The sequence below is a fragment of the Candidatus Planktophila sp. genome (assembly GCA_030681675.1).
Classification (GTDB): Bacteria; Actinomycetota; Actinomycetes; order Nanopelagicales; family Nanopelagicaceae; genus Planktophila.
In genome coordinates, this window is the sequence record JAUXRP010000004.1 from 34608 (window position 1) to 61047 (window position 26440).

The 26440-nt window shown below is 46.4% G+C and carries 29 protein-coding genes; 8 read left to right on the forward strand and 21 right to left on the reverse strand.

The features are described 5' to 3' along the window. Positions 1-2: 2 nt before the first annotated feature. From rplW to rpsL, 8 genes are all read right to left on the reverse strand, one after another. Positions 3-296, reverse strand: a complete 294-nt coding sequence (rplW, locus tag Q8K48_02020) for a 50S ribosomal protein L23 (GenBank protein ID MDP1851175.1) — start codon at positions 294-296, stop codon at positions 3-5. Beyond that, the gene (gene rplD / locus Q8K48_02025; GenBank protein ID MDP1851176.1) at positions 293-958 is read right to left on the reverse strand and encodes a 50S ribosomal protein L4; all 666 of its coding nucleotides are present in this window, start codon (positions 956-958) and stop codon (positions 293-295) included. Before rplD ends, rplW begins: the two co-directional genes overlap by 4 nt. A gap of 3 nt (positions 959-961) precedes the next feature. Then, positions 962-1654, reverse strand: a complete 693-nt coding sequence (gene rplC / locus Q8K48_02030) for a 50S ribosomal protein L3 (protein MDP1851177.1) — start codon at positions 1652-1654, stop codon at positions 962-964. A gap of 16 nt (positions 1655-1670) precedes the next feature. Then, the gene (gene rpsJ / locus Q8K48_02035; protein ID MDP1851178.1) at positions 1671-1979 is read right to left on the reverse strand and encodes a 30S ribosomal protein S10; all 309 of its coding nucleotides are present in this window, start codon (positions 1977-1979) and stop codon (positions 1671-1673) included. 104 nt (positions 1980-2083) lie between these two features. Beyond that, a complete protein-coding gene (gene tuf, locus Q8K48_02040; GenBank protein ID MDP1851179.1) occupies positions 2084-3277 on the reverse strand; it encodes an elongation factor Tu in 1194 nt (397 codons plus the stop codon). A 64-nt stretch (positions 3278-3341) separates the two neighbouring features. Then, positions 3342-5429, reverse strand: a complete 2088-nt coding sequence (gene fusA / locus Q8K48_02045; GenBank protein ID MDP1851180.1) for an elongation factor G — start codon at positions 5427-5429, stop codon at positions 3342-3344. A 74-nt stretch (positions 5430-5503) separates the two neighbouring features. Beyond that, entirely contained in the window at positions 5504-5974 is a 471-nt protein-coding gene (gene rpsG / locus Q8K48_02050; GenBank protein MDP1851181.1) for a 30S ribosomal protein S7, read from the reverse strand. Beyond that, positions 5974-6354, reverse strand: coding sequence for a 30S ribosomal protein S12 (rpsL, locus tag Q8K48_02055; protein MDP1851182.1), 381 nt, complete (start codon positions 6352-6354; stop codon positions 5974-5976). The genes rpsG and rpsL overlap by 1 nt, the downstream gene beginning before the upstream one ends. Before the next feature lie 620 nt (positions 6355-6974). Between rpsL and Q8K48_02060 the strand changes: the two genes are divergently transcribed. Both Q8K48_02060 and Q8K48_02065 read left to right on the forward strand, forming a co-directional pair. Continuing rightward, on the forward strand, positions 6975-7181 hold the full coding sequence (locus Q8K48_02060; protein ID MDP1851183.1) for a hypothetical protein: 207 nt from the start codon (positions 6975-6977) through the stop codon (positions 7179-7181). Between the two features lie 165 nt (positions 7182-7346). Continuing rightward, positions 7347-7796, forward strand: a complete 450-nt coding sequence (locus Q8K48_02065; protein ID MDP1851184.1) for a hypothetical protein — start codon at positions 7347-7349, stop codon at positions 7794-7796. 55 nt (positions 7797-7851) lie between these two features. On the opposite strand, the gene Q8K48_02070 is transcribed toward Q8K48_02065, so the two are convergent. After that, positions 7852-8733 (reverse strand): hypothetical protein, encoded by an 882-nt coding sequence (locus Q8K48_02070; protein ID MDP1851185.1) that lies wholly within the window; start codon positions 8731-8733, stop codon positions 7852-7854. A gap of 114 nt (positions 8734-8847) precedes the next feature. Between Q8K48_02070 and Q8K48_02075 the strand changes: the two genes are divergently transcribed. After that, entirely contained in the window at positions 8848-8979 is a 132-nt protein-coding gene (locus Q8K48_02075) for a hypothetical protein (protein MDP1851186.1), read from the forward strand. A 548-nt stretch (positions 8980-9527) separates the two neighbouring features. On the opposite strand, the gene Q8K48_02080 is transcribed toward Q8K48_02075, so the two are convergent. After that, the gene (locus Q8K48_02080; protein MDP1851187.1) at positions 9528-10094 is read right to left on the reverse strand and encodes a hypothetical protein; all 567 of its coding nucleotides are present in this window, start codon (positions 10092-10094) and stop codon (positions 9528-9530) included. 363 nt (positions 10095-10457) lie between these two features. Further along, complete coding sequence (locus Q8K48_02085) at positions 10458-12053, reverse strand: putative Ig domain-containing protein (protein ID MDP1851188.1); 1596 nt, start codon at positions 12051-12053, stop codon at positions 10458-10460. 152 nt (positions 12054-12205) lie between these two features. Between Q8K48_02085 and Q8K48_02090 the strand changes: the two genes are divergently transcribed. Beyond that, positions 12206-12760: a GNAT family N-acetyltransferase gene (locus Q8K48_02090; protein MDP1851189.1), complete on the forward strand. Its 555-nt coding sequence runs from the start codon at positions 12206-12208 to the stop codon at positions 12758-12760. A gap of 463 nt (positions 12761-13223) precedes the next feature. Here the strand turns inward: Q8K48_02090 and Q8K48_02095 are convergent, their stop codons facing one another. Together Q8K48_02095 and Q8K48_02100 are read right to left on the reverse strand one after the other, a co-directional pair. Further along, positions 13224-14426 (reverse strand): Fic family protein, encoded by a 1203-nt coding sequence (locus tag Q8K48_02095; GenBank protein MDP1851190.1) that lies wholly within the window; start codon positions 14424-14426, stop codon positions 13224-13226. Between the two features lie 155 nt (positions 14427-14581). Continuing rightward, the gene (locus Q8K48_02100; GenBank protein ID MDP1851191.1) at positions 14582-14755 is read right to left on the reverse strand and encodes a hypothetical protein; all 174 of its coding nucleotides are present in this window, start codon (positions 14753-14755) and stop codon (positions 14582-14584) included. A 75-nt stretch (positions 14756-14830) separates the two neighbouring features. Between Q8K48_02100 and Q8K48_02105 the strand changes: the two genes are divergently transcribed. Beyond that, on the forward strand, positions 14831-15070 hold the full coding sequence (locus tag Q8K48_02105) for a hypothetical protein (GenBank protein ID MDP1851192.1): 240 nt from the start codon (positions 14831-14833) through the stop codon (positions 15068-15070). A 131-nt stretch (positions 15071-15201) separates the two neighbouring features. Here the strand turns inward: Q8K48_02105 and Q8K48_02110 are convergent, their stop codons facing one another. Both Q8K48_02110 and Q8K48_02115 read right to left on the reverse strand, forming a co-directional pair. Then, the gene (locus tag Q8K48_02110; GenBank protein MDP1851193.1) at positions 15202-15609 is read right to left on the reverse strand and encodes a type II toxin-antitoxin system VapC family toxin; all 408 of its coding nucleotides are present in this window, start codon (positions 15607-15609) and stop codon (positions 15202-15204) included. Then, positions 15606-15845 (reverse strand): type II toxin-antitoxin system VapB family antitoxin, encoded by a 240-nt coding sequence (locus Q8K48_02115; protein ID MDP1851194.1) that lies wholly within the window; start codon positions 15843-15845, stop codon positions 15606-15608. The genes Q8K48_02110 and Q8K48_02115 overlap by 4 nt, the downstream gene beginning before the upstream one ends. Positions 15846-15984: 139 nt before the next feature. Here Q8K48_02115 and deoD point away from each other — a divergent pair, with 139 nt between their 5' ends. Then, on the forward strand, positions 15985-16689 hold the full coding sequence (gene deoD, locus Q8K48_02120) for a purine-nucleoside phosphorylase (protein MDP1851195.1): 705 nt from the start codon (positions 15985-15987) through the stop codon (positions 16687-16689). 7 nt (positions 16690-16696) lie between these two features. Next, on the forward strand, positions 16697-17938 hold the full coding sequence (locus Q8K48_02125) for a M48 family metallopeptidase (GenBank protein MDP1851196.1): 1242 nt from the start codon (positions 16697-16699) through the stop codon (positions 17936-17938). Here Q8K48_02125 and Q8K48_02130 read toward each other — a convergent pair. Genes Q8K48_02130 through Q8K48_02145 form a run of 4 tightly spaced genes read right to left on the reverse strand, consistent with a single transcriptional unit; the run spans position 17922 to position 19726 of the window. After that, positions 17922-18290 carry a hypothetical protein gene (locus Q8K48_02130; protein MDP1851197.1) on the reverse strand — a complete coding sequence of 123 codons (369 nt, stop codon included), beginning with the start codon at positions 18288-18290 and terminating at the stop codon, positions 17922-17924. The two genes, Q8K48_02125 and Q8K48_02130, sit on opposite strands and share 17 nt — an antisense overlap. 9 nt (positions 18291-18299) lie before the next feature. Next, positions 18300-18929, reverse strand: a complete 630-nt coding sequence (locus Q8K48_02135) for a pyridoxamine 5'-phosphate oxidase family protein (GenBank protein ID MDP1851198.1) — start codon at positions 18927-18929, stop codon at positions 18300-18302. Between the two features lie 39 nt (positions 18930-18968). Then, on the reverse strand, positions 18969-19394 hold the full coding sequence (locus Q8K48_02140; GenBank protein MDP1851199.1) for a PIN domain-containing protein: 426 nt from the start codon (positions 19392-19394) through the stop codon (positions 18969-18971). Beyond that, a complete protein-coding gene (locus tag Q8K48_02145; GenBank protein ID MDP1851200.1) occupies positions 19394-19726 on the reverse strand; it encodes an AbrB/MazE/SpoVT family DNA-binding domain-containing protein in 333 nt (110 codons plus the stop codon). The genes Q8K48_02140 and Q8K48_02145 overlap by 1 nt, the downstream gene beginning before the upstream one ends. A 166-nt stretch (positions 19727-19892) precedes the next feature. Here Q8K48_02145 and Q8K48_02150 point away from each other — a divergent pair, with 166 nt between their 5' ends. Next, a complete protein-coding gene (locus Q8K48_02150) occupies positions 19893-20378 on the forward strand; it encodes an NUDIX domain-containing protein (protein MDP1851201.1) in 486 nt (161 codons plus the stop codon). A 101-nt stretch (positions 20379-20479) separates the two neighbouring features. Here the strand turns inward: Q8K48_02150 and Q8K48_02155 are convergent, their stop codons facing one another. Beyond that, the gene (locus Q8K48_02155; GenBank protein ID MDP1851202.1) at positions 20480-24292 is read right to left on the reverse strand and encodes a DNA-directed RNA polymerase subunit beta'; all 3813 of its coding nucleotides are present in this window, start codon (positions 24290-24292) and stop codon (positions 20480-20482) included. 14 nt (positions 24293-24306) lie between these two features. Beyond that, positions 24307-26440: DNA-directed RNA polymerase subunit beta (locus tag Q8K48_02160; GenBank protein ID MDP1851203.1), on the reverse strand; the 2134-nt coding region annotated here is incomplete at its 5' end.

Sequence of the window (26440 nt, forward strand, 5' to 3'; positions counted from 1 at the left end):
GGCTAGGAAACTGGTCCTCCGAAGATGTCGATACGGTCGCCAGCTGCTACCTGCACAATTGCGCGCTTTGTGTCTTTACGTTTTCCATCACCGAAACGAGTTTTCTTATTCTTACCCTGACGGTTCATAGTGTTAACGCTGACTACCTTTACGCCAAAGACCTTTTCAACTGCGATTTTGATCTCAGTCTTATTAGCATCTGGTGCAACGATAAATGTGTACTTGTTCTCATCAAGAAGTGAGTAGCTCTTTTCAGAGACAACTGGTGCTACTAGAACATCGCGGTAATCTTTCATGCGCTGACCTCGCTTTCGCGTGCTACAGCCTTAACCACTTTGCGTGGTCCGGCTAGAAAATCCTTGATTGCACTTTCAGAGAAGACAACGTCATCACTTTTGAGAATGTCGTAGGCATTCAACTGATCTGGAACAAGAAGATGTAGATCATCAGCGTTACGAAGTGAGCGCCACGCTAGATCTTCAGAGCGAGATACAACTACTAAAAGATTCTTACGTGTGCTGAACTGACGAACCGCTGCAATTGCCGCCTTCGTAGAAGGTGCAGTTGAAACTGAATCTAAAACATGAATACGATCATTGCGCTGACGATCAGAGAGAACTCCACACAGTGCTGCGGCAATCATCTTCTTTGGTGTGCGCTGGAAATATGTACGAGGTCGAACAGCATGGGCTGTACCGCCGCCTTTCTGGTTAGGTGAACGTGAAGAACCCTGACGGGCACGACCTGTTCCCTTCTGCTTGAAAGGCTTCTTTCCTCCACCACTTACTTCTCCACGGTTCTTAGATTTCTGAGTACCTTGGCGAGCGGCGGCAAGTTGCGCTGTAACAACTTGGTGAATTAATGGAACGTTTGTCTGAGCGTCGAAGATTTCAGTCGGTAGATCAACTGATCCAACCTTCACGCCTTCAGCGTTCTTAACTTCAATAGTCAGCGCCATGAGTTATGCACCTGCCTTTGCTGTTTCAAAGATCGCATGCTTTGCAGCAGAGCGAATAAAAACAAGTTGTCCATCTGGACCTGGAACTGATCCTTTAATAAGTAGCAAGTTGCGCTCGGCATCAACTGAGTGCACAACTAGGTTTTGTGTTGTGACCTTTACTCCACCCATAACACCAGCCATGCGCATTCCTTTGAAAACGCGACCTGGTGTTGAACATGCACCAATTGAACCTGGCATACGGTGTTTACGATCAACACCGTGAGATGAGCCAAGACCATGGAAACCGTGGCGCTTCATAACGCCGGCAGTTCCCTTTCCAGTGCTTGTACCAGTTGCATCGATGAGTTCTCCGGCAGTGAAAACCGTGGCACCAATCTCTTGTCCAACCGTGTACGACGATGTATCAAGAGTACGTAACTCTGCAATTGAGCGACGTGGAGTCACGCCCGCTTTAGCAAAGTGGCCAGTGAGTGGCTTCGTAATCTTCTTTGGGTCGATTGCGCCAAATGCGATTTGAACAGCTGAGTAACCATCAACTTCAGGGGTACGAATCTGCGTAACGACGCATGGACCGGCTTCAACAACGGTTACTGGAACCATTTTGTTGTTAGCATCAAAAACCTGTGTCATTCCTATCTTCTTACCGAGAACGCCTTTGATGGACGAGCCGGCAGCTTGAGTTGTATATGTCATGTTTCTCGTCCTTTCCCTAGAGCTTGATCTCGATGTCGACGCCAGCTGGCAGATCTAGTCGCATCAATGAGTCAACAGTTTTAGGTGTTGGGTCGATGATGTCGATAAGGCGCTTGTGCGTGCGCATCTCGAAGTGTTCGCGGCTGTCCTTATATTTGTGAGGAGAGCGAATAACACAGTATGTGTTCTTCTCTGTTGGTAGCGGCACTGGACCCGCGACCGTTGCACCAGTGCGCTCAACTGTTTCAACGATTTTCTTCGCTGATGAGTCAATCACCTCATGGTCGTAGGCCTTGAGTCGAATGCGGATCTTTTGTCCCGCCATGTCGTTCTCCTTCGTTTTTAGTAAATCTTCGTCAATTCTGCATTAATTTTCTTGTCAAACTTTTGTTAACGCCCGGCGGTTTTGATGCCGCCGGGCTTCAACAATTACTTCTTAATCTTTGTTACGCGACCTGCTCCTACTGTGCGTCCGCCTTCGCGGATAGCAAAGCGCAGACCTTCTTCCATAGCAATTGGCTGGATGAGCGTTACTGACATCTCAGTGTTATCGCCAGGCATAACCATTTCGGTTCCTGCAGGAAGTGTTACAACACCAGTTACGTCAGTTGTACGGAAGTAGAACTGTGGACGGTAGTTGTTAAAGAATGGAGTGTGACGACCACCTTCATCCTTTGAAAGGATGTAAGCAGATGCATCGAACTCTGTGTGAGGTGTGATTGACCCTGGCTTGCAGACAACCTGACCACGCTCAACATCTTCGCGCTTTAGACCACGGAGAAGGAGTCCAACGTTCTCGCCAGCTTGACCTTCGTCGAGCAACTTACGGAACATTTCAACACCTGTAACTGTTGTCTTTTGAGCATCTGTACGGATTCCAACGATTTCAACTTCTTCGTTAATCTTTACGACGCCGCGCTCGATACGACCAGTAATTACGGTTCCACGACCTGTGATTGTGAAAACATCTTCAACTGGCATAAGGAATGGCTTATCAATTTCGCGAGCTGGCTGAGGAATAAATGCATCTACTGCATCCATGAGTTCCATAATCTTCTCTGACCAAGCGGCATCTCCTTCGAGTGCCTTAAGTGCTGAGACGCGGACGATTGGTGTGTCATCGCCTGGGAACTCGTACTTAGTGAGAAGTTCGCGAACTTCCATCTCAACGAGTTCAAGAATCTCTTCGTCATCAACCATGTCTGACTTATTAAGTGCAACAACGATTGATGGAACGCCTACCTGACGAGCAAGTAGTACGTGCTCCTTAGTCTGTGGCATCGGACCATCTGTAGCTGCAACGACGAGGATTGCTCCATCCATCTGTGCTGCTCCAGTGATCATGTTCTTGATGTAGTCGGCGTGACCTGGGCAGTCAACGTGTGCGTAGTGACGCTTCTCTGTCTGATACTCGACGTGAGCGATAGAGATTGTGATACCACGTTGACGCTCTTCTGGCGCCTTATCAATATCAGCGAACGCTGTCGCTGCATTAAGAGTTGGAAATTTGTCGTGCAGCACCTTGGAGATCGCAGCAGTAAGAGTTGTCTTACCGTGATCGATATGTCCGATGGTGCCAATGTTTACGTGCGGTTTTGTCCGCTCGAACTTTGCCTTTGCCATTTTGGTTCCTCTTTCGTTTGCTAGTGCTTAGTTATTAGGGATTGTGCTTTTTAGTTTTAGGGAGTTATTCGCCACGAACTTTTGCAATGATTTCCTTCGCTACGTTGCCCGGTACTTCGGCATACGAATCGAACTCCATTGAATAGCTCGCGCGACCTTGAGTTCTAGAGCGAAGATCTCCGACATAGCCGAACATCTCTGACAATGGAACTAGCGCCCTAACAACGCGGGCACCTGACCGCTCATCCATGGCCTGGATTTGGCCACGACGACTGTTGATGTCACCGATGACGTCACCCATGAAATCTTCAGGGGTGACAACTTCGACGCGCATCACTGGCTCGAGAATCGCAGGATCGGCAAGTTTTGCCGCTTCCTTAAACGCCGCAAGTCCAGCAATCTTGAAAGCGAGCTCCGATGAGTCAACATCGTGATACGCACCATCAAGAAGAGTTACTCGTACATCTGTAAGTGGGTAGCCAGCAAGAGGTCCTGATGTCATTCCCTCTCGACAGCCTGCATCTACTGATGGGATGTACTCGCGAGGAACGCGGCCACCAGTGACTTTATTTACAAATTCATATCCGCCCTCAACAACACCAGTTGGAAGTGGCTCGATTGCAATCTGGATCTTTGCGAACTGTCCAGAGCCACCGGTCTGCTTCTTGTGTGTGTAGTCGTGACGAGCAACAGGCTTGCGAAGAGTTTCGCGGTATGCAACCTGAGGCTTTCCAACATTTGCATCTACTTTAAATTCACGGCGCATTCGCTCAACTAAAATTTCCAAGTGAAGTTCGCCCATACCAGCGATAATTGTCTGTCCAGTCTCTTCATCGGTTTTTACATGAAAAGTTGGATCTTCTTCAGATAAACGCTGAATAGCAATTCCTAGTTTTTCTTGGTCGCCCTTTGTCTTTGGCTCGATTGCTACCGAGATAACTGGTGCTGGAAAGTCCATTGATTCAAGGATTACAGGCTTTGCAGGATCACAGAGAGTTTCACCAGTCGTTGTGTCCTTAAGACCCATAACGGCAACAATCATTCCTGCTCCAACATTGTCACGCTCTTCGCGCTTGTTAGCGTGCATCTGGTAAATCTTTCCAATGCGCTCTTTACGATCTTTAGTTGAGTTAAGAATTGTTGAACCGGTCTCTAGCACACCTGAGTACACGCGGATAAAAGTTAGCTTTCCAAGGTGTGGATCGGTCATGATTTTAAAAGCAAGGGCCGAGAAGGGCTCTTTATTATCTGGGTGACGAACAACTTCAATTTCAGTGTTGTACATGTCTGTACCCACGATAGATTCAACATCAAGTGGGCTTGGCAAGTAGCGAACTACGGCATCTAGCATTGGTTGAACACCTTTGTTTTTAAAGGCTGAACCAGTTACTACTGGAGTTAGTTTTGCTGCAAGTGTTGCGCGGCGAATACCAGCGATGATTTCAACTTCAGTTAATTCAACTCCCTCTAGGAATTTCTCCATGCACATATCGTCATTCTCAGAAAGTGTTTCAATCATGTCGTGACGAGCTTGCTTTGCTTTTTCAAGTAAGTCAGCAGGAATCTCTTCGATTGCGTAATCCTCGCCCTTTTGTGTCTCTCCACGCCAGGTAAGTGCCTTCATTGCAATGAGATCAACAACTCCGAGGAAATCTCCTTCGATGCCGATTGGAATCTGAAGAACAAGGGCTACAGCATTAAGGCGGTCTTTAATCATATCTACGCACTTATCAAAAGATGCACCTGTGCGGTCTAGCTTATTTACAAAACAGATACGTGGAACTGAGTAGCGATCGGCTTGACGCCAAACAGTTTCAGATTGAGGTTCTACGCCTGCAACACCATCGAATACTGCAACTGCGCCATCGAGCACACGCAATGAGCGCTCTACTTCAACAGTGAAGTCAACGTGGCCAGGTGTATCGATAATGTTAATGAGGTGGTCATCCCACATACAGGTAGTTGCAGCAGAGGTAATAGTGATACCGCGCTCTTGCTCCTGCTCCATCCAGTCCATCGTTGCTGCACCTTCGTGCACCTCACCGATTTTGTAGTTAATACCAGTGTAAAAAAGGATGCGCTCAGTAGTCGTGGTTTTGCCCGCGTCGATGTGAGCCATGATTCCAATGTTGCGAACCGTAGCTAGATCGATCTTCTCTACTGCTGACACGTATTGCCTCTTCTTCTCGTTTGTTTAAACTTGGGTTTAATATCTTTGTAAGCGGGTTACCAGCGGTAATGGGCAAAAGCTTTGTTTGCTTCAGCCATTTTGTGAGTATCTTCGCGACGCTTTACAGCAGCGCCAAGGCCATTGCTTGCATCGATAAGTTCATTCATTAGACGCTCTGACATTGACTTTTCACGTCGTGATCGTGAGTAATCAATTAACCAGCGAAGTGCCAAAGTTGTTGAACGTCCTGCTTTAACTTCAACAGGTACTTGGTATGTAGCGCCACCAACGCGTCGTGAGCGAACTTCAACTGTCGGCTTGATGTTATCTAGTGCGCGCTTCAAAGTGATTACTGGATCAACTTGATTCTTTGCACGGCAACCCTCAAGTGCGTTATAAACAATTGCTTCGGCAGTTGAACGCTTGCCATGAAGTAGAACGCGGTTAATGAGTGCAGTTACAACTGGTGAGTTGTAAACAGGATCAGCAACAACGGCAGCTTTTACTACGGGACCTTTACGTGGCATTAGGAAGCCTTCTTCTCTCTCTTTGTTCCGTAGCGAGAACGTGACTGCTTACGGTTCTTTACACCCTGTGTATCTAATGATCCGCGAATGATCTTGTAACGAACACCTGGTAGATCTTTAACACGACCACCACGAACTAGAACAATGGAGTGCTCTTGCAAGTTGTGACCTTCACCAGGAATGTATGCAGTGATTTCCATGCCACTGGTAAGTCGAACACGTGCAACTTTGCGTAGCGCAGAGTTTGGTTTCTTAGGGGTCGTCGTGTAAACGCGTGTGCAAACTCCGCGTCGTTGTGGTGAACCCTTAAGTGCAGGTGTGCTTGTCTTCGTAGTCTTTTCTTCACGACCACGACGAACTAGCTGTTGAATTGTTGGCACTTCATCTCCATTCGTATCTTCGTTACTGATCTTTATTCACGCTCAATCGCCGACCCACGCGGTCGGGTGTGTTGCACCCGATTTGCATGGTTGATGCAAATAGTTTTTCAACTTTTTACACGCACAAGCAACAAAGCCCTATGAAAGAGCAGACGAGAAGGGTAACCCAGCCACGCTCAAAGAGTCAAAACGGCCCTTTTACTCCTACTTTGGGCAAAGAGGTTGCAAAGACGCGCCGTGAAATTTCTTCAAAATTGAGCTGCGCTAGCCACTCTTGCAGGATTCGGAGCTTATACAACTCTATGATCGAGGCCAGGTCTGATGCCCGGAGGCCTGCCTCAGTTTCTAATGACTCGTTAGCGTGCCAGCCTGTCCAAGTCTCTTAAGGCACCCCATTGCTGCTGACTCTACTTCGCGACGGGTGATTTTATTTCTGCGGCCGATACTTTTCTAATCGATCCTTAACTGGACCGGAAGAGTGCTACCGCTCTTAAAATGGTTCCAACTTATCGCTTATAATCATTAAAAATTTTGAATTATATTTTTTTGTAAATACTTCGAGTTAAGAAGCCCAGGGGATTGATAATCCAAAATTAAGTACTGAGAGGAGAACCGAGGCCATGTCCATCATTGATTCACTTAAGAAAATATTTTCAGTCTCAGCTAGTACGGAAAAACCGAAATTAGAAGACTTCGTAAAAATCGTTCGTACCAAGGGAGGTGAAAGCGTCGTCGAAATTGAAAATTCGAGTTCAATTACTATCGGTGGCGAGGAAGATAGCGGCAAGGATGAAGAAGTGATTTGGGGTAAGAAAAAGCAACCTTAAATATGTGAGCGCATGCAAAACCAATCGATACATCGACCAATGGAGTTCACATCTAGAAAGAGTTGTTCATATTTCTTGTCACAATTCATGCTTTCTAAACTTCTAAAACTTAACAACTAAGGGGGATCGTTTGTGACCGAAAACAGTGAAGAACCCATCCAATCCGTGAGTGATAATGGAGGTGGTAAGAAGAAAAGGAAGCGAAGTGCAAAGAAGATCATAGGAATAGTCGTACTTGCGATAGCAGGCTTGGTTGTGGTTTCCACATTTTTTGTGAATTCTGCAACTAAGGCTCCTTTGGCTGTAAGTGATCTCTTCCTTAACAGTGTTCAGGCAGGTGATGCTGGTTTAGCATATGAATTATTTTCGAGTGAAGCCAAGACAACAATTTCACTTGACCAAATGCAGTCGGTTGTGAATCAAATTGGCCCAATCCTCGCCTCCACCGAAAAAGTTACGGGCAAAACAATCAATGGTGAAACTGGCTCAGCGGCTACTTCGCAAATTACTTACGAGATTGAGGGTACCGATGGGAAGACCTACAAAGTGATTGTCAATCTGATGAAAGAGAACGACATTTGGCGAATTCTCAACTTCGATAGCAATGCTAAGTAACGCGCTGAATTGAATCCCACTGATTCTGACTTCTATTTCTTAACCGTTAACACGGCTATTTCTTAACTGTTAATACAGCGCAACTTTTATCGCTTTTATTGCCGGCATCATCGATTGCGATAAGGCAGAATTGAAACTTTCCATAAATTGTTTTCTTAACCGGCCATTTTTGAATGTAAGTAAAATCTGGATCGCGCTCCCCTAGCACGGTGGTAATGCGGCCGACGACTTTCTTGCCTTTCAAGATTGTGATTTGCTCATAAGCTTCGCCACTGTCATCACTGGATGTATATTGAAGGTTAGCTATGGCTCCGCGCTTACCAGTTGAAGTAAGGGCCTCTACGCTTGGCACCTCATCATCGACTGCTCCAACGTTTGTGGCAGTCGGAGTCGGAGTAGCAGTCAGGGTCGGAGTAACTACAGGCGTGGTGCCACCTTTGCGGTAGAGAACATTGTCGGCTGCAGTAGGCAATGTGTCACCTGTGCTGAATTTGCCCAAATAAATTCCAATCACATTGTCGGGACCAAACTCGAGTTTCGGCGTTGAGAATCCATTCTGGCCTGGCTTTAACACCGCTGACCACTGACCACCGAGTCCTTTTGTCGTGCAGACACCGCCACTTGATTCCCACATGAGTGCGGAGCCGTTGTATAACTTATTTCCTGCAGAATCTTTTCCAACCAGAGTGAAGTCGTAAACAATCGTCCCTGATGGAATTTCACACCCATAAGCCTTTGCCCACGGAAGTTTCTCACCTGCAACTACTTTGATCCCAGATCCTGAGTTCGATACTGTGAAGGCCACATCTCGATAGACGCCACCGACATTCCAACTCATTGCCAGCCATGGCTCTGATGCCTGCGCACTCGGAATTGACCAGATCGGCAGTATTAGCCAAGCAGATAAAAAGAGAGCAACTCTTGCGACTTTTTCCATATCTATCCCCCGCACTTCGGCAGTTGATTACTGGATTTTGTATAGGTTTATCATGCTTAACAAAACCTGTCAAGGGAAATTTGAAACTATGTCACAGAAGATTCATCAAAGAACATGTCCGACGCCATTGCAATTTCTTCTGAAAGTCAGATGTTGCAACAACTGATTGAGCCCAAGGCACTTACCTTTGATCTTCCGCTAGCAAAAATAGGTGAGGCACGCACAGTGATTTCGCGAGCATCTTGACGTGAAGCACTACGCTCCCACCTTTGGGAAGTCTTTGATTCGAGTAAGCAACATAATTTAACAACACTGCCTATGTGTCACCCTATTGAAATTGCGTAGCCGACTTGCTCTGGAGATTTGCAAAATAGGTCTAACTAGGTGCCACAAGATATGTCTCTAAGAAAAACACCGCATCGTTGAAGAACCCCTCCGCAAGCACATTGAGAGTCGACTCACCTTGTCGGCAACAGCATTCTTTCGTACGAGGGTGGCCAATTTACGAAACGCACTGGCCTAGGGTAGATGGGCGCACTCGAACAGTGCCCGAGTAAACCTGCGGATATGTCGCTCGTGCACGCATATTTTTCCTCAAGAGCCTAAGTGCTAACACTAATTGTTTTTCTCTAGGACCCCTTCTACTGGAAGTCAGGTTTACGATGAATGCTCGATCTATCACTAGGTCTGCCTTGCTTGTCGGTCCATCGAGTGAGAAATCATTTTCGACCAATTGCAAATTCGTATTTCCTAGGAGGGATTATGAAAAGCAAAATCCCAGTCCAAGAACATTTTCACTTGCTGACAGCCAAGCGTGTATGCATTCTGCTCCTCGCTTTCACCGTTACAGCTACGGCAAGTTTCGCGACTTCTGCTTCAGCGCTTAGTTCATTCGCCAAAGCTGGTGGGGGTGGAGGTGGAGGTGGAGGTGGAGGAGAACCGCCCAAGCCGCCCAAACCAACTGAGCCACCTAAGCCACCTAAGCCAACTGGATCAGTTACTCCGCCCAAACCAACTGAGCCACCTAAGCCAACTGGATCGGTTACTCCGCCCAAGCCTACTGAGCCGCCTAAGCCAACTGGATCGGTTACTCCGCCCAAGCCAACTGAGCCACCTAAACCAACTGGATCGGTTACTCCACCTAAACCACCTAAACCACCTAAACCACCTAAACCACCTAAGCCAACTGGATCGGTTACTCCGCCCAAGCCAACTGAGCCACCTAAACCAACTGGATCGGTTACTCCGCCTAAGCCACCTAAACCGCCTAAGCCAACTGGATCGGTTACTCCGCCTAAGCCACCTAAACCGCCCAAGCCAACTGGATCGGTTACTCCGCCCAAGCCACCTAAACCGCCCAAGCCAACTGGATCGGTTACTCCGCCTAAGCCACCTAAACCGCCTAAGCCACCTAAGCCACCTAAGCCATAAGGCCTGAGTAAGGCCTGATACAGAATCTTTGTCGCGCAAGAAAAGTCATTTCTTGTAAGCGGCAGTGAAAGTTACGTCCAACAGGCTTCGAAATATCTTGTGGCGGGAACGCCATGGATCTAGACGTTAAACCTAAACTCTACGACAGTACCATCATGCATGATGTATTACTTGCCGTGCATGCGGACTTTACCTTTTGCTTTTGCTTGGGCTGTCAGAGAAGTGTCCCCAAAGCTGTTTATGCCTACTGGTGGAGACAGTCATCAAATTATTCGCGGGGCCTCAAGTATCGGTTAACTCTTTTTTAAGGTGAAGGAGTAGGAGGATTCCGCCAATATTGCGTAAGTAGAAGTGTTATAACAAATAGCGGGAAGTATTCCTGTCAATGTCGTGCCATCCCATTGCCATACATATGGTCCTCGCATTCCCCAACTCGATGTTTGATAAGTCACGGTTATTGCACTTCCGACCCTGGTCCCTGAAAAGGTAGCGCTGGAATTTGTCGTACCTGTGATTTTGCCTCCGGCGCTCTCTTGCAAAGTGATGGAACGGTAGATGGTTTGAGCTCCACAGCTGCCGCTGGTTCCAGCTGGTTGAATATTGGGCCAACTAATATTTCCACTATAGGTTCCAGTTGCAGAGGTCGTGAAAGTAGAAGTGACGACAGAGTCTGCATTAAGAGTTAATGTGCACGCACCGACTCCGGCGCAGGCACCTGACCAAGCTGTGAAAACTGAACCGACTGAAGGATTGGCAGTTAATGTCACACGCGTTCCAACAACATAGTCACCTTGACACGTAGCTCCGCAATTGATGTTCCCAGAATCTGCACTGACTGTTCCTTGGCCATCACCGTTCTTGTTGATCGTGATTCTAAAAGTCGGTGGTGCAGTCACAGTTACCGTGGTCGTTTGACACGACTGCTGTGCAACAGTGTCAACTGCGCACACTCCAAAAGTAAATATCCCTTGTTGTCGCGGAGTTCCCGTCAACCTGCCATTGAGATCAACAATCATGCCCAGCGGTGGAAGGCCGCCAGCAATTTGGTTCGAGACATAATAATAGGGAGGAGTACCTCCGGTAGCAGTGGCTACTGGAACATTACACGGTGTTAAAGCGACGCAAACTGCTGGAATCATCGTGATGACAGGTTCTGGCACATAGGTAGTAATTGTGAGTGTGACATTTACCGATGCAGGTGGCACAGCAGAATCTGTAACAGTTATGGTAAATGGAGCAGAGATGGTGCGCGTCGTACCTGAACTCAATATGGCGCCGCGACCGCTAATAATGCATGTATCTGGAACTATCGCATAACCAGTAGGAAGGGATGAACCAGTTCGAAGGTTACAGAAGCGTGCTCCCTTTCCACCGACAGCGACTATGGTTGCTCGATATTCCTGCCCGGAAATTGCCGCTGGTAATTCGCTCGTGACCACGCTCAAAGTGCTTGTTGGTGAAGGAGTCGGCTTCAGTGTTGGTTGAGCTTTAATAACCTGGAGCTTTGTTGATGCGCAAGCAGTATTTCCTGGTGCAGTACCGGTTACTGGGCGCTTTGCTCCCGTTGCGCAGATTTTCAATGCGTAAGTTTTAATTTTCGCGGATTTTGAAACAACTCCACTGAATTTTCCAGTGGATGAATTCAATTGAATGCCCAATGGCAAACTGCCGGCAATTTTCCAGATATATGGAGGCCCAGTGCCGCCCGTGACACGGTTGGAGAATGAATACGAAAAAACCTTACCCTGAGAAACTTGTGGCAATTCTGGCGGTATGTCCATTGCAATGGATTGATAGGCAATGGCAGGATTCAATGGGAGTGCACTTAAAACTCCGCCGGTGACCGTTACAGTCAAAGCGAAAACCAATGTCGACAGAATCCGTCGCACATTTTTATGCTACGTCGCTAGAAAAATCCTGTCAAGAGTGTGCGCTCTCTTATTCCAGTGGCAACTCTCACTAATCCAACTTGTATATGCCTAATGGAGGTAGCGACCAATATTATTCACCGGAGAAATCCTGTTTATGATGGGATTGCCTCATGGAGATTGTTCGCCCCGAAGAGCGATATTTAGAGAGTTATAAAAATGCTCTAATTCAATCGATTTCTTCCGGTACCGCCGCATATCTTGATCGCGCAGAACGTGAACTATTAGAGATAGAAGCCGATCCCCTTTCCTTCTTGGCCGAGCAAGAAGATCCAAATGCTCTAGGCCCTGATGTGAAACTTCCTGATGGCTCCCTCGTTCCCCGTTTACCTGGAATTACCCGATGGATGTGGGATGGGCAAGTGAGCGGAGAAATTAACTTTCGTTGGAAAGTTGGTACGACGGATTTGCCACCTCATTGTTTGGGGCATATCGGCTATGAGGTATTTTCATGGAAGCGAAATAAGGGTTATGCATCAGAGGCGCTCAGGCAGATACTTCCTGAGGCAATTAAGTTGGGTATGCCTTTTGTGGAACTTACAACTGATGTTGACAACTCAATTTCTCAAAAAGTGATTAAGAATAATGGCGGAATTCTCCACGAGAAATTTGTTAAACCTGCAGCGCACGGTGGCACGGATGGTCTACGGTTTCGAATATATCTTTAGCTTGTCCAAGAGAAGTTTGCGATGCCATATCAATGCGATTTACATTGATCAAGTAATATTTAACGTTTTCCGCGCATGCTCAAATGTGCAACAATCACACTTGCAACGAACAGTGCGGTTGTAGTCAACGCAGTCTCTGCGGTAAACCCATAAATCGTGGCTCCCACTCCACCAGTCAATGCCCCACTAACAGCCCCAAGAGCGAGAGAATTATTGCCATTAATTTTTCAGGCATTGACTAACTCGTTTCTGTTTTTCAGATCAAATGATATGAATTCCGGGAACGTTAACTCTTTTGCAGGATGTCAAATATGTGAATGAGACAGCCTGTGGATTGATGATTGTCCTCGCGTAGCTTTGGTAGTTCATTTGGACTTTTGGATTCGAAGTATTTTCATGGAAACGCAATTTGAGATATGAATCCCAGGCCTTAAAGCAAATGCTCTTAGTTGGGCAATTCTGATCAGCCGTATTCGCGTGGTTCCACTCCGGATTCAAAATTACCTAGAAGGTTTAGTAGCCCAACCGCTTCCCAGGTTCTACTACCAGCACCTTGCGACGCGCGGATAAGAACACCTGCCTGCTCAAGTTGCACCATGGCTTCACCGACTACAGCCTTGGTACGGCCAGAAGCAGCAACAGCAATTGGTACAGAGATAATTGGGTAGCCAGGCAAAACCTCAATGATTTTCCAAGCAACAGCATCAGCGCGAGGATTTGCCGATGACAGTAATGCTGCTTTCCACTCTCTCTGCAACATTTCAACCTCGCCAATATATATGCCTGCCAAGTTCGCCGACTGTGCCGCAGCTGCTATAAATGTCGTCAGCCAATCCGCGGTGTCGCCCTCTCTGAATTTTGTGAGTCCGTTTATATAACTTGCTTTGTTGGAAGCGAGCACAATGCTGATCGGTGGAACGTAATGCGGTGTCATTCCGCGACGACGAAGTACTACGTGAATAAGTGCTCGGCCTGTTCGACCATTGCCATCATGAAATGGATGAATCGTCTCAAATTGCGCGTGAATTAGACCTGCTTGGACAATTGGTGGTAACACACCTTCATTTATTGCTACGCAAAGGTCGGCTAGGAGACGCGGTACCTCCTCCGGCGGTGGCGGTACAAAATCTGCACCACAAGGGTTGTAGTCATTGCCCCCAATCCAGTTCTGTTCAGTGCGAATCACCCCGGCCACATCTCGATTCGACGCTGACTCCATCAACATTCGATGGATATCGATGATGTTTTCTACCGAGATGATTTCTGTATTGGTGGCATGGTCGATCGCCAACTCCATTGCATCGATGTTGGCGATGATTTCACGAGCCGTTGTGCTGACTTTCCCATTTCTTCCAATTTTCGCCTCTGAGCGCGCCAAATCCAGTGCATCAACCTGCATCCCCTCAATCTTGGAAGAAGCAATCGATTCGGAGCGCAAAAGTAAGCGCGCCAATGGAGTTAGCGCTGGAACTGAGCGTCCATTTAATTGGTGAATAGCAGTCTCGGCGTCGGAAACTGCTCCGGCAAGATCACTGGTCAATGGTTCGGTAAATTCGGCGAGACCCTCCGGAATGAAAACTTCATAGCGGCAGGCACGACGAAATCGCGGTGGGACATAGTGAGTTGGGTCGTATGTCCAGGTGCGACGTAGTAATTCGCCTCGCATAAGTTCTCCTTTAAACCGAGTCAAAGTATAGTTTAGCATCTAAACTATACTTTTCAATAGCATTAAGTATGGTTTATCTCCCAGCCCACAGAGAGAGAAAAAAGCTTGCTACAAGTAAGGAAAGCCAAATTCGAACCTTCTTCGTCATAAAGTTTTTACTCTGACTTGTGTTCAGGATGCTTACGTAAATATTGCACCTTCAATAAAATTAGGAAAGACATCACGAAACCGCCAATAGTTCCATACATCATATAGTCGTCCTTGCTTGTCCATGCCAAAGTTGAAAAGGTAAAAGCTATGACTCCAGCGATAATGTTCAAATATTTCATGGGCAGAGCCACCTAGATAGTGATGATGCCACAGCATTAGCTACTGATGTGGCATTAGTAGGTATTTTGATCAAAATGACTACAGCCGCAAGCGGAATCATTGTCGTAATTATTCGACAGAACGGAATGCTCTTCAGAGGCGGTGATAAACGCGCCACTGCTGAGGGTGGAGGTGCGAGTACTATTTTTTGTACGTTACTTGGAGCTGGCTTAGGTTTTGGTGCTGCACTTGCACTCCCTGTGCCGGCAATTCCAATTCCAGATATGAGACCCAGCGAGAGAATTATTGCCATTAATTTTTCAGGCATTTACTAACTCGTTTCTGTTTTTCAGATCAAATGATGTGAATTCCGGGAACGCTAAACCCTTTGCGCCAATTCACAGGTGTGAATGAGTCAGCCTGTGGATTACCGGCTGCTTTCGCATAGATAACTTAAATTTGCCGCTTAAGGATTTTCAAGGTTAAAAATTGCAATATCCGTCTTGTTAAAGTCGTCACCTTTGCACATGAGTTCTCGGTTCGTAGCTGAAGCAAGAGCATAGGCAAGGACATCACCAAAATTTAATCTGGCCGGATGACCTGTGCCTTTTCCATAGTCTCTATAAGCCACACGTGCAATTTCAACCTGTTTAAAATCTATTGGAATTATTTCGATTCCTGATGCTTTTATAAATGCATCAAATTTACGAATTGCTACTGGATCTTTCGTAGAATCAACAACTATCGCGCTCTCTAAGTAGTTTCCAACAGACATCGAGCAGTCATTGCTAATAATGGCCGTTAGAATTTCATCGCTCCCGGATTCAGCTAAGAGAATTGATAAAATTGCTGAACTATCGACTATTACTTTCATCGAGGTAGGCCCAATTCGTTGTAGAGCATTGAATCGACTGATTCTCTGTCCATGCCTTTTGGCATTCGAAGCGAGATTTCTTGTGCCAGAGTTCGCAAACATTCAAGGCGATCCTGGGCCGTGGCTCTTGCCAGGCGCTCGCGCAAGGCCACGGTCACGGCCTCAGTAAGAGTCTCGTCATAAATCGAGGCTACTTGCGTGGCTAGCCGATGAGCCTCTTCATTCTTTATGTTCATTCCCATACTTCACATGTTATACCCTTAAAAAATTGTTTCTACCAAATTCGCAATCCCCTGCAAAACGTGAGCAGGTTTCACTTTGCCACGCTCAGCCCGCTCCCAATCTAGAGTGGAAATTGGGCTTAGGGTGGGTTCTATGAGCACACCACATATTTCGGCCAATAAAGGCGATATCGCCGAGCGAATACTTCTGCCGGGAGATCCGCTGAGGGCTAAATGGATCGCAGATACTTATTTGGAAGATATTACACAGTACAACGCAGTTCGAAACATGTTTGGCTACACCGGAACATATAAAGGTGAGCGAGTTTCGGTTCAAGGTACTGGAATGGGTCTTCCATCCCTTTCAATCTATGTTACTGAACTCTTCAATGAATATGGAGTCCAAAGTGCAATCAGGATTGGTACATGTGGTGGATTATTAGACAAAACTAAAATTGGAGATGTCATTTTAGCCATGACCGCTTCAACTGATTCAAATATAAACCGCAGGTTTACAAATAATTTAGATTTTGCTCCGCATGCTGATTTCAAATTACTACTTGCAGCTCATGAAGCATCCAAGCATTTGCCAAATGTTCATATCGGTGGAGTCGCCTCAATGGATTACTTTTATGATGAAAGCGATGCTATACAGAGATTGATCCAGCACGGAGTTCTCGGTGCCGAGATGGAGGCCAATCAATTGTATTCAATAGCTGCACGTAAACAGCGACGGGCACTTGCGATTCTAACTGTCTCAGATCACGTAATCACACATGAATCTATGTCCTCGGCAGACCGTGAAAGTTCTCTAAATACTATGGTTGAAATCGCCTTTGCAGCACTTCTAAACGGTTAGGAAAACTATGAATACCTCTGATTTCTTGTTGCTAAGTATTGTCACTTTCGTATTAATTGATTTTGGTGCCGGTATGGTAATTAACTACCTGAATGAAAATTCGAAAAATACGCCTTTAAGTGCAGAGGCGGCAGAGATTTATAATCCAGATGAGTATGCAAAGTCTATGGAGTATGGTACTGACAAATATAAATTTGAGATGTTAACCTCGGTAATAACTACAGTTGCAATTCTTTCGGCAATAATACTCGGCTGGTTTGCCAAACTGGATTTACAAATACGTGAGCGAATTGAAAATAATTTGTTGGTAACCATCGTTTTTATAGGAATTCTCATCGTAATAAGCTCTTTGAGCTCGATTCCAGGTAGGTATTACTCAACTTTCATTATTGAGGAAAAATACGGTTTTAATAAAACGACAAAGAAACTCTTTATAACAGATACGTTTAAGCAACTGCTCTTAAGTTTGCTCATTGGATTGCCACTTCTTTACCTTATCGCTTGGATTTATCAAGAAATTCAAAGCATGTTTTGGTTGGTGGGCTGGCTCCTAGTGGCAGTTTTCTCACTCTTTATGTTTGTTTTTGGTACACGAATCTTCTTGCCAATGTTCAATAAGTTAAAACCATTACCGGCAGGTGAACTGCGTGATGAGATTGAAATGTATTGCCAGTCCCAAGGTTTTCCGCTTTCCAAACTATATGAAATGGATGCATCCAAACGCTCTACTAAATTGAATGCCTTCTTCTCTGGAATGGGTAAAGTTAAAATAATTGGTCTTTTTGACACTTTAATAGAGAAGTTAACGATCAAAGAGGTAGTCGCAGTTTTAGCTCATGAAGTTGGTCATTACAAGCGCAAGCATGTGTACACAATGTTTGCCTTCAGTAATGTTCAAACTCTAATAATGTTTGCTCTGATGGGTTGGTTACTGAGTAATCCAAATCTGTCAAAGGCGCTTGGTTCAGATATTCCAAGTTTCCATTTGTCTATGTTGGCGTTTTTCTTACTCTTTACTCCACTATCTACACTTCTTGGCTTAATTAATAACTCATTCTCTCGACACAACGAGTACCAAGCCGATCAATTCTCACTCAATACATACCCGAATGCGCGTGAACACTTGTATTCAGCGCTGAAAAAACTATCACTTGAATCGTTGAGTAACTTAAACCCACACCCACTCTATGTGGCGGTTCATTACTCGCATCCACCAATACTTGCTCGGCTCGCTAACCTGAAGAAGTAGTTTTTCTCGCCGACCAAAACCCGTATGTGATTATTAAAGCTGGAATAGCGTTCCAGCGTTCATTTGGGCTGCGAGATATCGCGTTCACGAATGTACCTAAGACGCCAATCACCATGAATAGTCTGGGCAACCAGTATGGATTGATTGTGCGATGTGCCCAGATCTTCAGAAACGTGCGGTACTGCCACACCAAAAGCAGTGTCGTAAAGATGTAGGTGATGCGAATTCCGGTGGGGAAAGTTTCAAATTGACCACCAGCAGCGCGAGTCAATGCGTACTCCTGATTAAAAACTACGCCGAGTACTAAAGTGAGATTCCAGGCCAAAGCTAGAGTTATTAGCGCTTTTTTCATGGAGAAAAACTACCCAATATGAGGTGGGACTGGAATACCTTTGGCGTTAGTCGCTGTTATGGGTTGACCAATTGTCGTGCTTATAGGCAATAAGCCTGCCCAGAGTGGAAGTGCGATGTCCTCATCATCATCAGATGGCTCCCCTGTACGCGCTTTGGCTGAGACCTTATCCAAGCTTAACTCAACGATTAACGTTGCTGCAGACTCTCTTTTCGTTATCGGGCGGCCGTATTCCCAGAGACCTGGGATCAATTTTGTTGTGATGCGCTCTAATGCGACTTCTTTTTCGGATTCATTTAAAACGCGCGCTTTTCCAAAAATCATTACCGACTCATAGTTCATTGAAGAGTTGAAGGCAGAGCGTGCAACGACAATGGCATTTAGCTGTGTAACGGTTACACATAGATCAATACCCTTAGCAATCGACATCATGATTCGAGAGCCCGTGGATCCGTGAATCAGAATTCGATTGCCATCTCGAGCAAAACCCATTGGAATTACAAATGGCAAATTGATATCTGGGTCAATGAATCCGACATGGCATACGTACTGGCTATCAAGAAGTTTTTCAATATCTAAACGCTCATGTACTTCGCGATCTGCATGGCGCTGAACATGGAACTTTTCTTCATTACTCATAAGGCAAGCATAGTTGCAAGAATTGAAACTCAACTCTAATTATCGAAAGGGAAGAACTCTAACTCCAGGTAAATCTATGAGTTCCCATTCATTGTCGGAGAAAACAACGAGGGTTTCCAGTCGTTTCCCTACAGCGAGCAACATGACATCGGCAAGGCTTACATGAATCTGTCGCTTACTCTTCACATTATGTTCCGCGGCTTTTTTATAAATATATCCAGCCTCCACTGCATCTTCCTCAACCACCGGTACGACGTTAATATTCTTCAAACTCAATAGGGTTTGTATTTCATCTCGTGAAATACCAGTCTGTTTTTGTCTACATATTTCAAGGGTTTCCGCGAGCGCAATCGGTGTAGTTAGCGCCAATCCAGATTCTGCAATGGCATCAATAACTTTCCAACCAGGTTCTCGAAGAATTAATGCAAGTAGTGCAGAGGCATTTAATAGTGATTCTTGAGGCATTACTCGCCGAAAACAGCTGCCAGAAGTGCAGCTCCTCTTTTATTAGATTCAGTAGTGGATGAGTAAGTCGGATTGCTCAATCTCTCAAAACGATTCTTCTCATCTTTGGAACGTTTATGAAGCAGATCTTCAGTGGAAGGAGCCGATTGTGAAGCGACAGCCAACTCCCACAAACTCTGAATTTTCCGCTCTCTAGTCTCTACAATGAATCTTCCTTCTGAAATTTCCTCGACGACAAGTGTGTCACCAGGTTTAAAACCGCAAGCTTTTTGGAGTTCTACTGGCAAGACAGTTCTGCCTTTTTCCTTCACATTCAGCTCAATGATGCTCATGGTGGTACAATAGCGTATGAGTACCACTCATAGAAATTAGTGTCACTAATTGTCAAAATACCCAGGAATTTCAGTCTCGCCCAGTCATAGGGTCTCGCCCATAGCTAAAGCCAGAATCGGTATGAGTTTCTTGCGGATTTCGGTCAGTGCCAACAGAATCTGACATATGGATATCGAGCCGGTAATTCGACCAACAGTACGTATCTTGCTCGTCGATGATCAAAACCGCGTCTTGCTATTTAGAGGTCAAGATCCAGATCAGCCCAACACTCGATTCTGGTTCCCAACAGGTGGGGGTATCGAACTCGGCGAAACACCGCAAGAGGCGGCGCGGCGCGAAGTGCGAGAAGAAACTGGATTAACAGAGTTTGAATTAGGTCCCCATATTTGGAACCGCCGCCATGTCTTCACCTTCTATGGTTCATATCAAGATGTGCGAGAACTCTGGTTCTTTGCCCGGACCTCTACCTTTGAGATTGATATCTCAGGATTTTCAGAAGAAGAACGAAGAGTCATTCGCGAATATCGCTGGTGGAGCCAGGACGATCTTGAAAATACAACCGATGTACTCACTCCACGTTCTCTCGCACCATTATTTCGAAAACTACTTACCGACGGACTTCCCAAACATCCAGTTGAAGTACCAATCTAAAATTGAAGTCTGGGTTCACGAAATAAAGAGTTTGTGATTCCAGGCAAAGCAAAAGAGGCCCAACCTCGTGTGGGAATGAGCCTCTTTTTCTAAGTTAACTATTAACGAGGCACTTCGACCTCATCAAGACGAACGGCTTCACCGGATCCCTGTTGATCAAATGGTGTGAAGTCATACTCATCGTATGCTGCATAAACGGCAGCCTTTGCTTCTTCCGTTGGCTCAACACGAATGTTGCGATAACGGGCAAGGCCAGTACCGGCAGGAATCAACTTACCGATGATGACGTTCTCTTTCAGACCGAGCAATGGATCACTCTTCTCTGAAAGTGCGGCATCGGTTAGTACGCGAGTTGTCTCCTGGAAGGATGCAGCTGATAACCATGACTCAGTTGCAAGTGATGCCTTAGTAATACCCATAAGTTCTGGGCGACCTGAGGCGGCTTTTCCACCGGATGTAACTACGCGACGGTTTTCATTTTCAAAGCGACCGCGCTCTACGAGCTCACCTGGAAGTAGATCAGCATCTCCGGCCTCAAGCACAGTGATGCGTTTGAGCATTTGACGAACGATTACTTCGATGTGCTTATCGTGAATGCCTACGCCCTGTGAGCGATAAACAGATTGAATCTCATTTACCAAATGAACTTGAGTTGCACGTGGTCCAAGGATACGAAGAACCTGCTTTGGATCGATTGCTCCGACGACCATCTTCTGGCCGACTTCAACGCGAACACCATCTTCTACAAGTAGCTTCTGACGGCGAGTGATTGGGTAAGCAACTTCTTCGCCACCATCATCTGGTGTAACGATGATCTTCTTACCCTTTGCATCTTCGCGGAATGAGACAACGCCTGCAGTTTCTGCAATCGGTGCGACACCCTTTGGAGTACGCGCTTCGAAAAGCTCGACGATACGTGGAAGACCGTGAGTGATGTCATCTCCAGCAACGCCACCAGTATGGAAGGTACGCATTGTTAGCTGCGTACCAGGCTCACCGATTGACTGCGCTGCAATGATTCCTACTGCTTCACCGACAGCAACAAGTTGACCTGCTGCAAGGGATCGACCGTAGCAAGCTGCGCACTGTCCGACCTTGCTATCACAAGTTAGAACTGAGCGGATCTTAACTTCAGCGACACCGGCTGCAACGAGTTCATCAATATTGCGATCACCTAAGTCAATGCCGGCCTTAGCAATAACTACGCCATCGACTTCAACATCATCGGCGAGTGTGCGACCGAAGACAGAGGTTTCAACGTGGTCAAACTTAATGAGGCCGCCAGATTCTTGGCGAACACCAATCTGTAGAACAAGACCGCGATCTGTACCGCAATCCTCTTCACGGATGATTACATCCTGTGCAACATCGCAGAGACGTCGGGTTAAGTAACCTGAGTCAGCGGTACGAAGTGCGGTATCGGCAAGACCCTTACGAGCACCGTGAGTAGAAATAAAGTACTCAAGTACTGAAAGACCTTCGCGGAAGTTAGATTTAATTGGGCGAGGAATAATTTCACCCTTTGGATTTGCTACCAAACCACGCATACCTGCAATTTGACGGATCTGCATCATGTTTCCACGAGCACCAGAAAAGACCATCATCCACACTGGGTTAACGCGAGGGAAGTTTTCTTCCATCTCTTTACCCACTTCAGCTGTTGCCTTTGTCCAGATTTCGATTAACTCTTGACGACGCTCGTCATCAGTGATGAGTCCCTTTTCATACTGCGATTGAACCTTGTCGGCCTGAGTTTCATAGCTTTCAAGAATCTCTTTCTTGCGTGGAGGTGTAACAACATCTTCAATTCCGATTGTGATTCCAGCACGTGTTGCCCAGTGGAAGCCAAGTGACTTCAGAGCATCAAGTGTCTGAGCAACAACAACCTTTGGATAGAACTCAGCCAAACGATCGACGATTCCACCAAGTTGCTTCTTGGTGACATCTACGTCAACGAATGGGAAGTCTGCAGGAAGCGCCTCGTTAAACAACGCCCGCCCTATAGTGGTTTCGATAGTCTCGGTTGAGTCATCAAGACGGATTTTGATCTTTGCCTGCAACGAGACTGAGTGCTGATCGTGGGCCATTATCGCTTCAGAGATCGAGCTAAATGCACGACCCTCGCCGAGCTCGCCTTCGCGGCTCATTGTTAAGTGATAGAGACCAAGAACCATGTCCTGTGTTGGCGAAGTAATTGGACGACCGTTAGCAGGAGACAAGATGTTATTCGATGACAACATCAAGATACGTGCCTCGGCCTGTGCTTCAGCAGAAAGCGGCAAGTGAACTGCCATCTGGTCACCGTCGAAGTCAGCGTTGAACGCTGTACATACGAGCGGGTGAATCTGAATCGCTTTACCTTCAACTAGTTGCGGCTCAAATGCCTGGATACCAAGTCGGTGCAGAGTAGGTGCGCGGTTGAGAAGTACTGGATGCTCGGCGATAACTTCTTCCAAAACATCCCACACAACTGGACGTGCGCGCTCAACCATACGCTTTGCAGATTTAATGTTCTGCGCGTGATTGAGATCTACAAGACGCTTCATTACGAATGGTTTGAAGAGTTCGAGCGCCATCTGCTTTGGCAGACCGCACTGATGCAGTTTCAACTGTGGACCAACAACGATTACTGAACGGCCTGAGTAGTCAACGCGCTTTCCGAGCAAGTTCTGGCGGAAACGACCTTGCTTACCCTTGAGCATGTCAGAGAGTGATTTAAGTGCGCGGTTACCTGGACCTGTTACTGGACGACCACGACGACCGTTATCGAACAAAGCATCTACAGCTTCCTGCAACATGCGCTTTTCGTTGTTAACGATAATCTCTGGTGCACCGAGATCGGCAAGACGCTTCAAACGGTTGTTACGGTTGATAACGCGACGGTATAGATCGTTGAGATCTGATGTCGCAAAGCGACCACCATCGAGTTGAACCATTGGACGAAGATCAGGTGGAATAACTGGCACACAATCAAGAACCATCGATGCTGGCTTATTGCTTGTTGTAAGGAATGCGTTAACAACCTTCAAGCGCTTGATTGCACGAGTCTTCTTTGCGCCCTTGCCATTTTCAGAAAGATCGGTGAGCATCTTGTGCTCAGTTGCAAGATCAAAGGTTTCTAGGCGATGCTTAATTGCAGCAGCTCCCATGTCACCCTTGAAATACATTCCGTAGCGATCGCGCATTTCGCGGTAGAGGTTTTCATCGCCCTCAAGATCTTGAACCTTCAAGTTCTTAAAGCGAGCCCAGACGCTCTCCATGCGCTCGAGCTCTTTCTCTGACTTCTCACGAATTGACTTGAGCTCGCGCTCAGCGGCCTCACGTACTTTACGCTTCACATCTGATTTAGCATCTTCTGCTTCGAGCTCTGCCGTGTCATCTTCAAGCTTCTTGGTACGAATATCGAGATCAACATCGCGACGAGTCTCGATCTTCTTGCGATCGTTAGCCAACTTCTTTTCAAGTTGTGGTAAATCTTCTTCGCGAGCTTCAGCATCAACTTCGGTGATCATGTATGCAGCGAAGTAAATAACCTTCTCAAGATCTTTAGGAGCAAGATCAAGTAAGTAACCAAGGCGTGATGGAACACCCTTGAAGTACCAGATGTGTGTTACTGGAGCTGCAAGCTCAATGTGACCCATGCGCTCACGACGAACCTTTGCACGTGTTACTTCAACACCGCAACGCTCGCAGATGATTCCCTTAAATCGAACGCGCTTGTACTTTCCGCAATAACATTCCCAGTCACGAGTTGGTCCGAAGATCTTCTCATCGAAGAGTCCGTCCTTCTCTGGCTTGAGTGTGCGGTAGTTGATCGTCTCTGGCTTCTTTACTTCGCCAAAAGACCATTCGCGAATATTGTCAGCGGATGCAAGACCGATACGTAATTCATCAAAGAAGTTGACATCTAACATAGTTATTTTCCCTCTCAGATTTCTTCAACGCTGCTTGGTTCAACTCGTGACAAGTTGATACCTAGCTCTTCGGCGGCCCGGAATACTTCTTCATCAGTATCGCGAAGTTCAATTGCGACACCTTCAGATGAAAGCACTTCAACATTTAAACAGAGAGATTGCATTTCCTTAATAAGTACCTTGAATGACTCAGGGATACCAGGTTCAGGAATGTTTTCACCTTTTACGATCGCTTCATAGACTTTAACGCGACCTAGAACATCGTCAGATTTAATCGTGAGAAGTTCTTGGAGTGTATAAGCAGCACCGTAAGCTTCAAGTGCCCACACTTCCATCTCACCAAATCGCTGACCTCCGAACTGAGCTTTTCCGCCCAGTGGCTGTTGCGTGATCATTGAGTAAGGACCAGTTGAACGTGCGTGAATCTTGTCATCCACCAAGTGGTGAAGCTTCAAGATATACATATACCCAACTGAAATCGGTGTTGGGTATGGCTCGCCGGAACGACCATCGAATAAACGAGCCTTTCCAGAGCGACCAATTAATTGATTGCCATCGCGGTTAGGTAATGTGTTTGAGAGAAGACCAGAAATCTCATCTTCAAGTGCGCCATCGAATACCGGAGTTGCAAACTTAGTACCAGGAGCGCCCTTTTCAGCACCGATTGCACGCATATGCTTTTGCCACACCTCATCGATTCCAGAGAGATCCCAACCAGTCTTTGCTACCCACCCTAAGTGCATTTCAAGAACCTGCCCGACGTTCATACGTCCAGGTACACCAAGTGGGTTAAGAACTACATCGACTGGAGTTCCATCTTCAAGGAATGGCATATCTTCAACTGGAAGAATCTTAGAAATAACACCCTTGTTACCGTGGCGACCAGCAAGCTTGTCGCCATCTTGAATCTTGCGCTTCTGTGCAACGTACACGCGAACCAATTGGTTAACGCCAGCTGAAAGTTCAAAGCCCTCTTCTGATTCGAAGATTTTTACACCGATAACTTTTCCAGATTCACCATGCGGAACTTTGAGTGATGTGTCACGAACCTCGCGAGCTTTTTCACCAAAGATTGCGCGAAGTAAACGCTCCTCAGGAGTAAGTTCAGTTTCGCCCTTTGGCGTTACCTTTCCAACCAAGATATCGCCAGGTACAACATCGGCGCCAACGCGAATGATTCCGCGCTCATCAAGATCGGCTAGAACTTCTTCAGATACGTTAGGAATATCGCGAGTAATCTCTTCGGCACCAAGTTTGGTATCTCGAGCATCGACTTCGTACTCTTCAATGTGAATTGAAGTTAAAACATCATCTTGAACCAAACGCTGCGACAAGATAATTGCATCTTCGTAGTTATGGCCTTCCCATGACATAAATGCCACGAGTAAGTTCTTACCAAGCGCCATTTCACCCATATCGGTGCAAGGACCATCGGCGATTACTGAGCCAACTTCTAGACGCTGACCTTCAGAGACAACAACTTTTTGGTTGTAAGAAGTTCCTTGGTTAGAGCGCGTGAACTTATGTAATGAATACGTTTGATACGTTGAATCATCGGCCATAACTTTTACTTCTTCAGCAGATACTTCGGTAACAATACCGGCCTTTGTTGCGACAACGACATCGCCTGCATCAACGGCTGCACGGAACTCCATGCCAGTACCAATCAATGGCGCTTCTGCACGCATCAATGGAACTGACTGGCGCATCATGTTAGAGCCCATCAACGCACGGTTAGCATCATCGTGCTCAAGGAATGGAATCATTGCAGTTGCAACAGAAACCATCTGACGCGGAGAAACATCCATGTAATCAACTTCATTAGCTGGAATGTATTCAACTTCTCCACCACGGCGACGTACAAGTACGCGTGCTTCGGCGAAGTGATTGTCATCAGTCAACGGTGCATTTGCTTGCGCAATGATGTGCTCGTCTTCTTCATCGGCAGTTAAATAATCAACTTGATCGGTTACGCGACCCTTGGAAACCTTGCGGTAGGGAGTCTCAATAAATCCAAATGCCGTTACTCGACCATATGTTGCAAGTGAACCGATAAGTCCAATGTTTGGACCTTCAGGAGTTTCAATTGGACACATTCGACCATAGTGAGAAGGGTGAACGTCACGGACTTCAAAGCCCGCACGATCA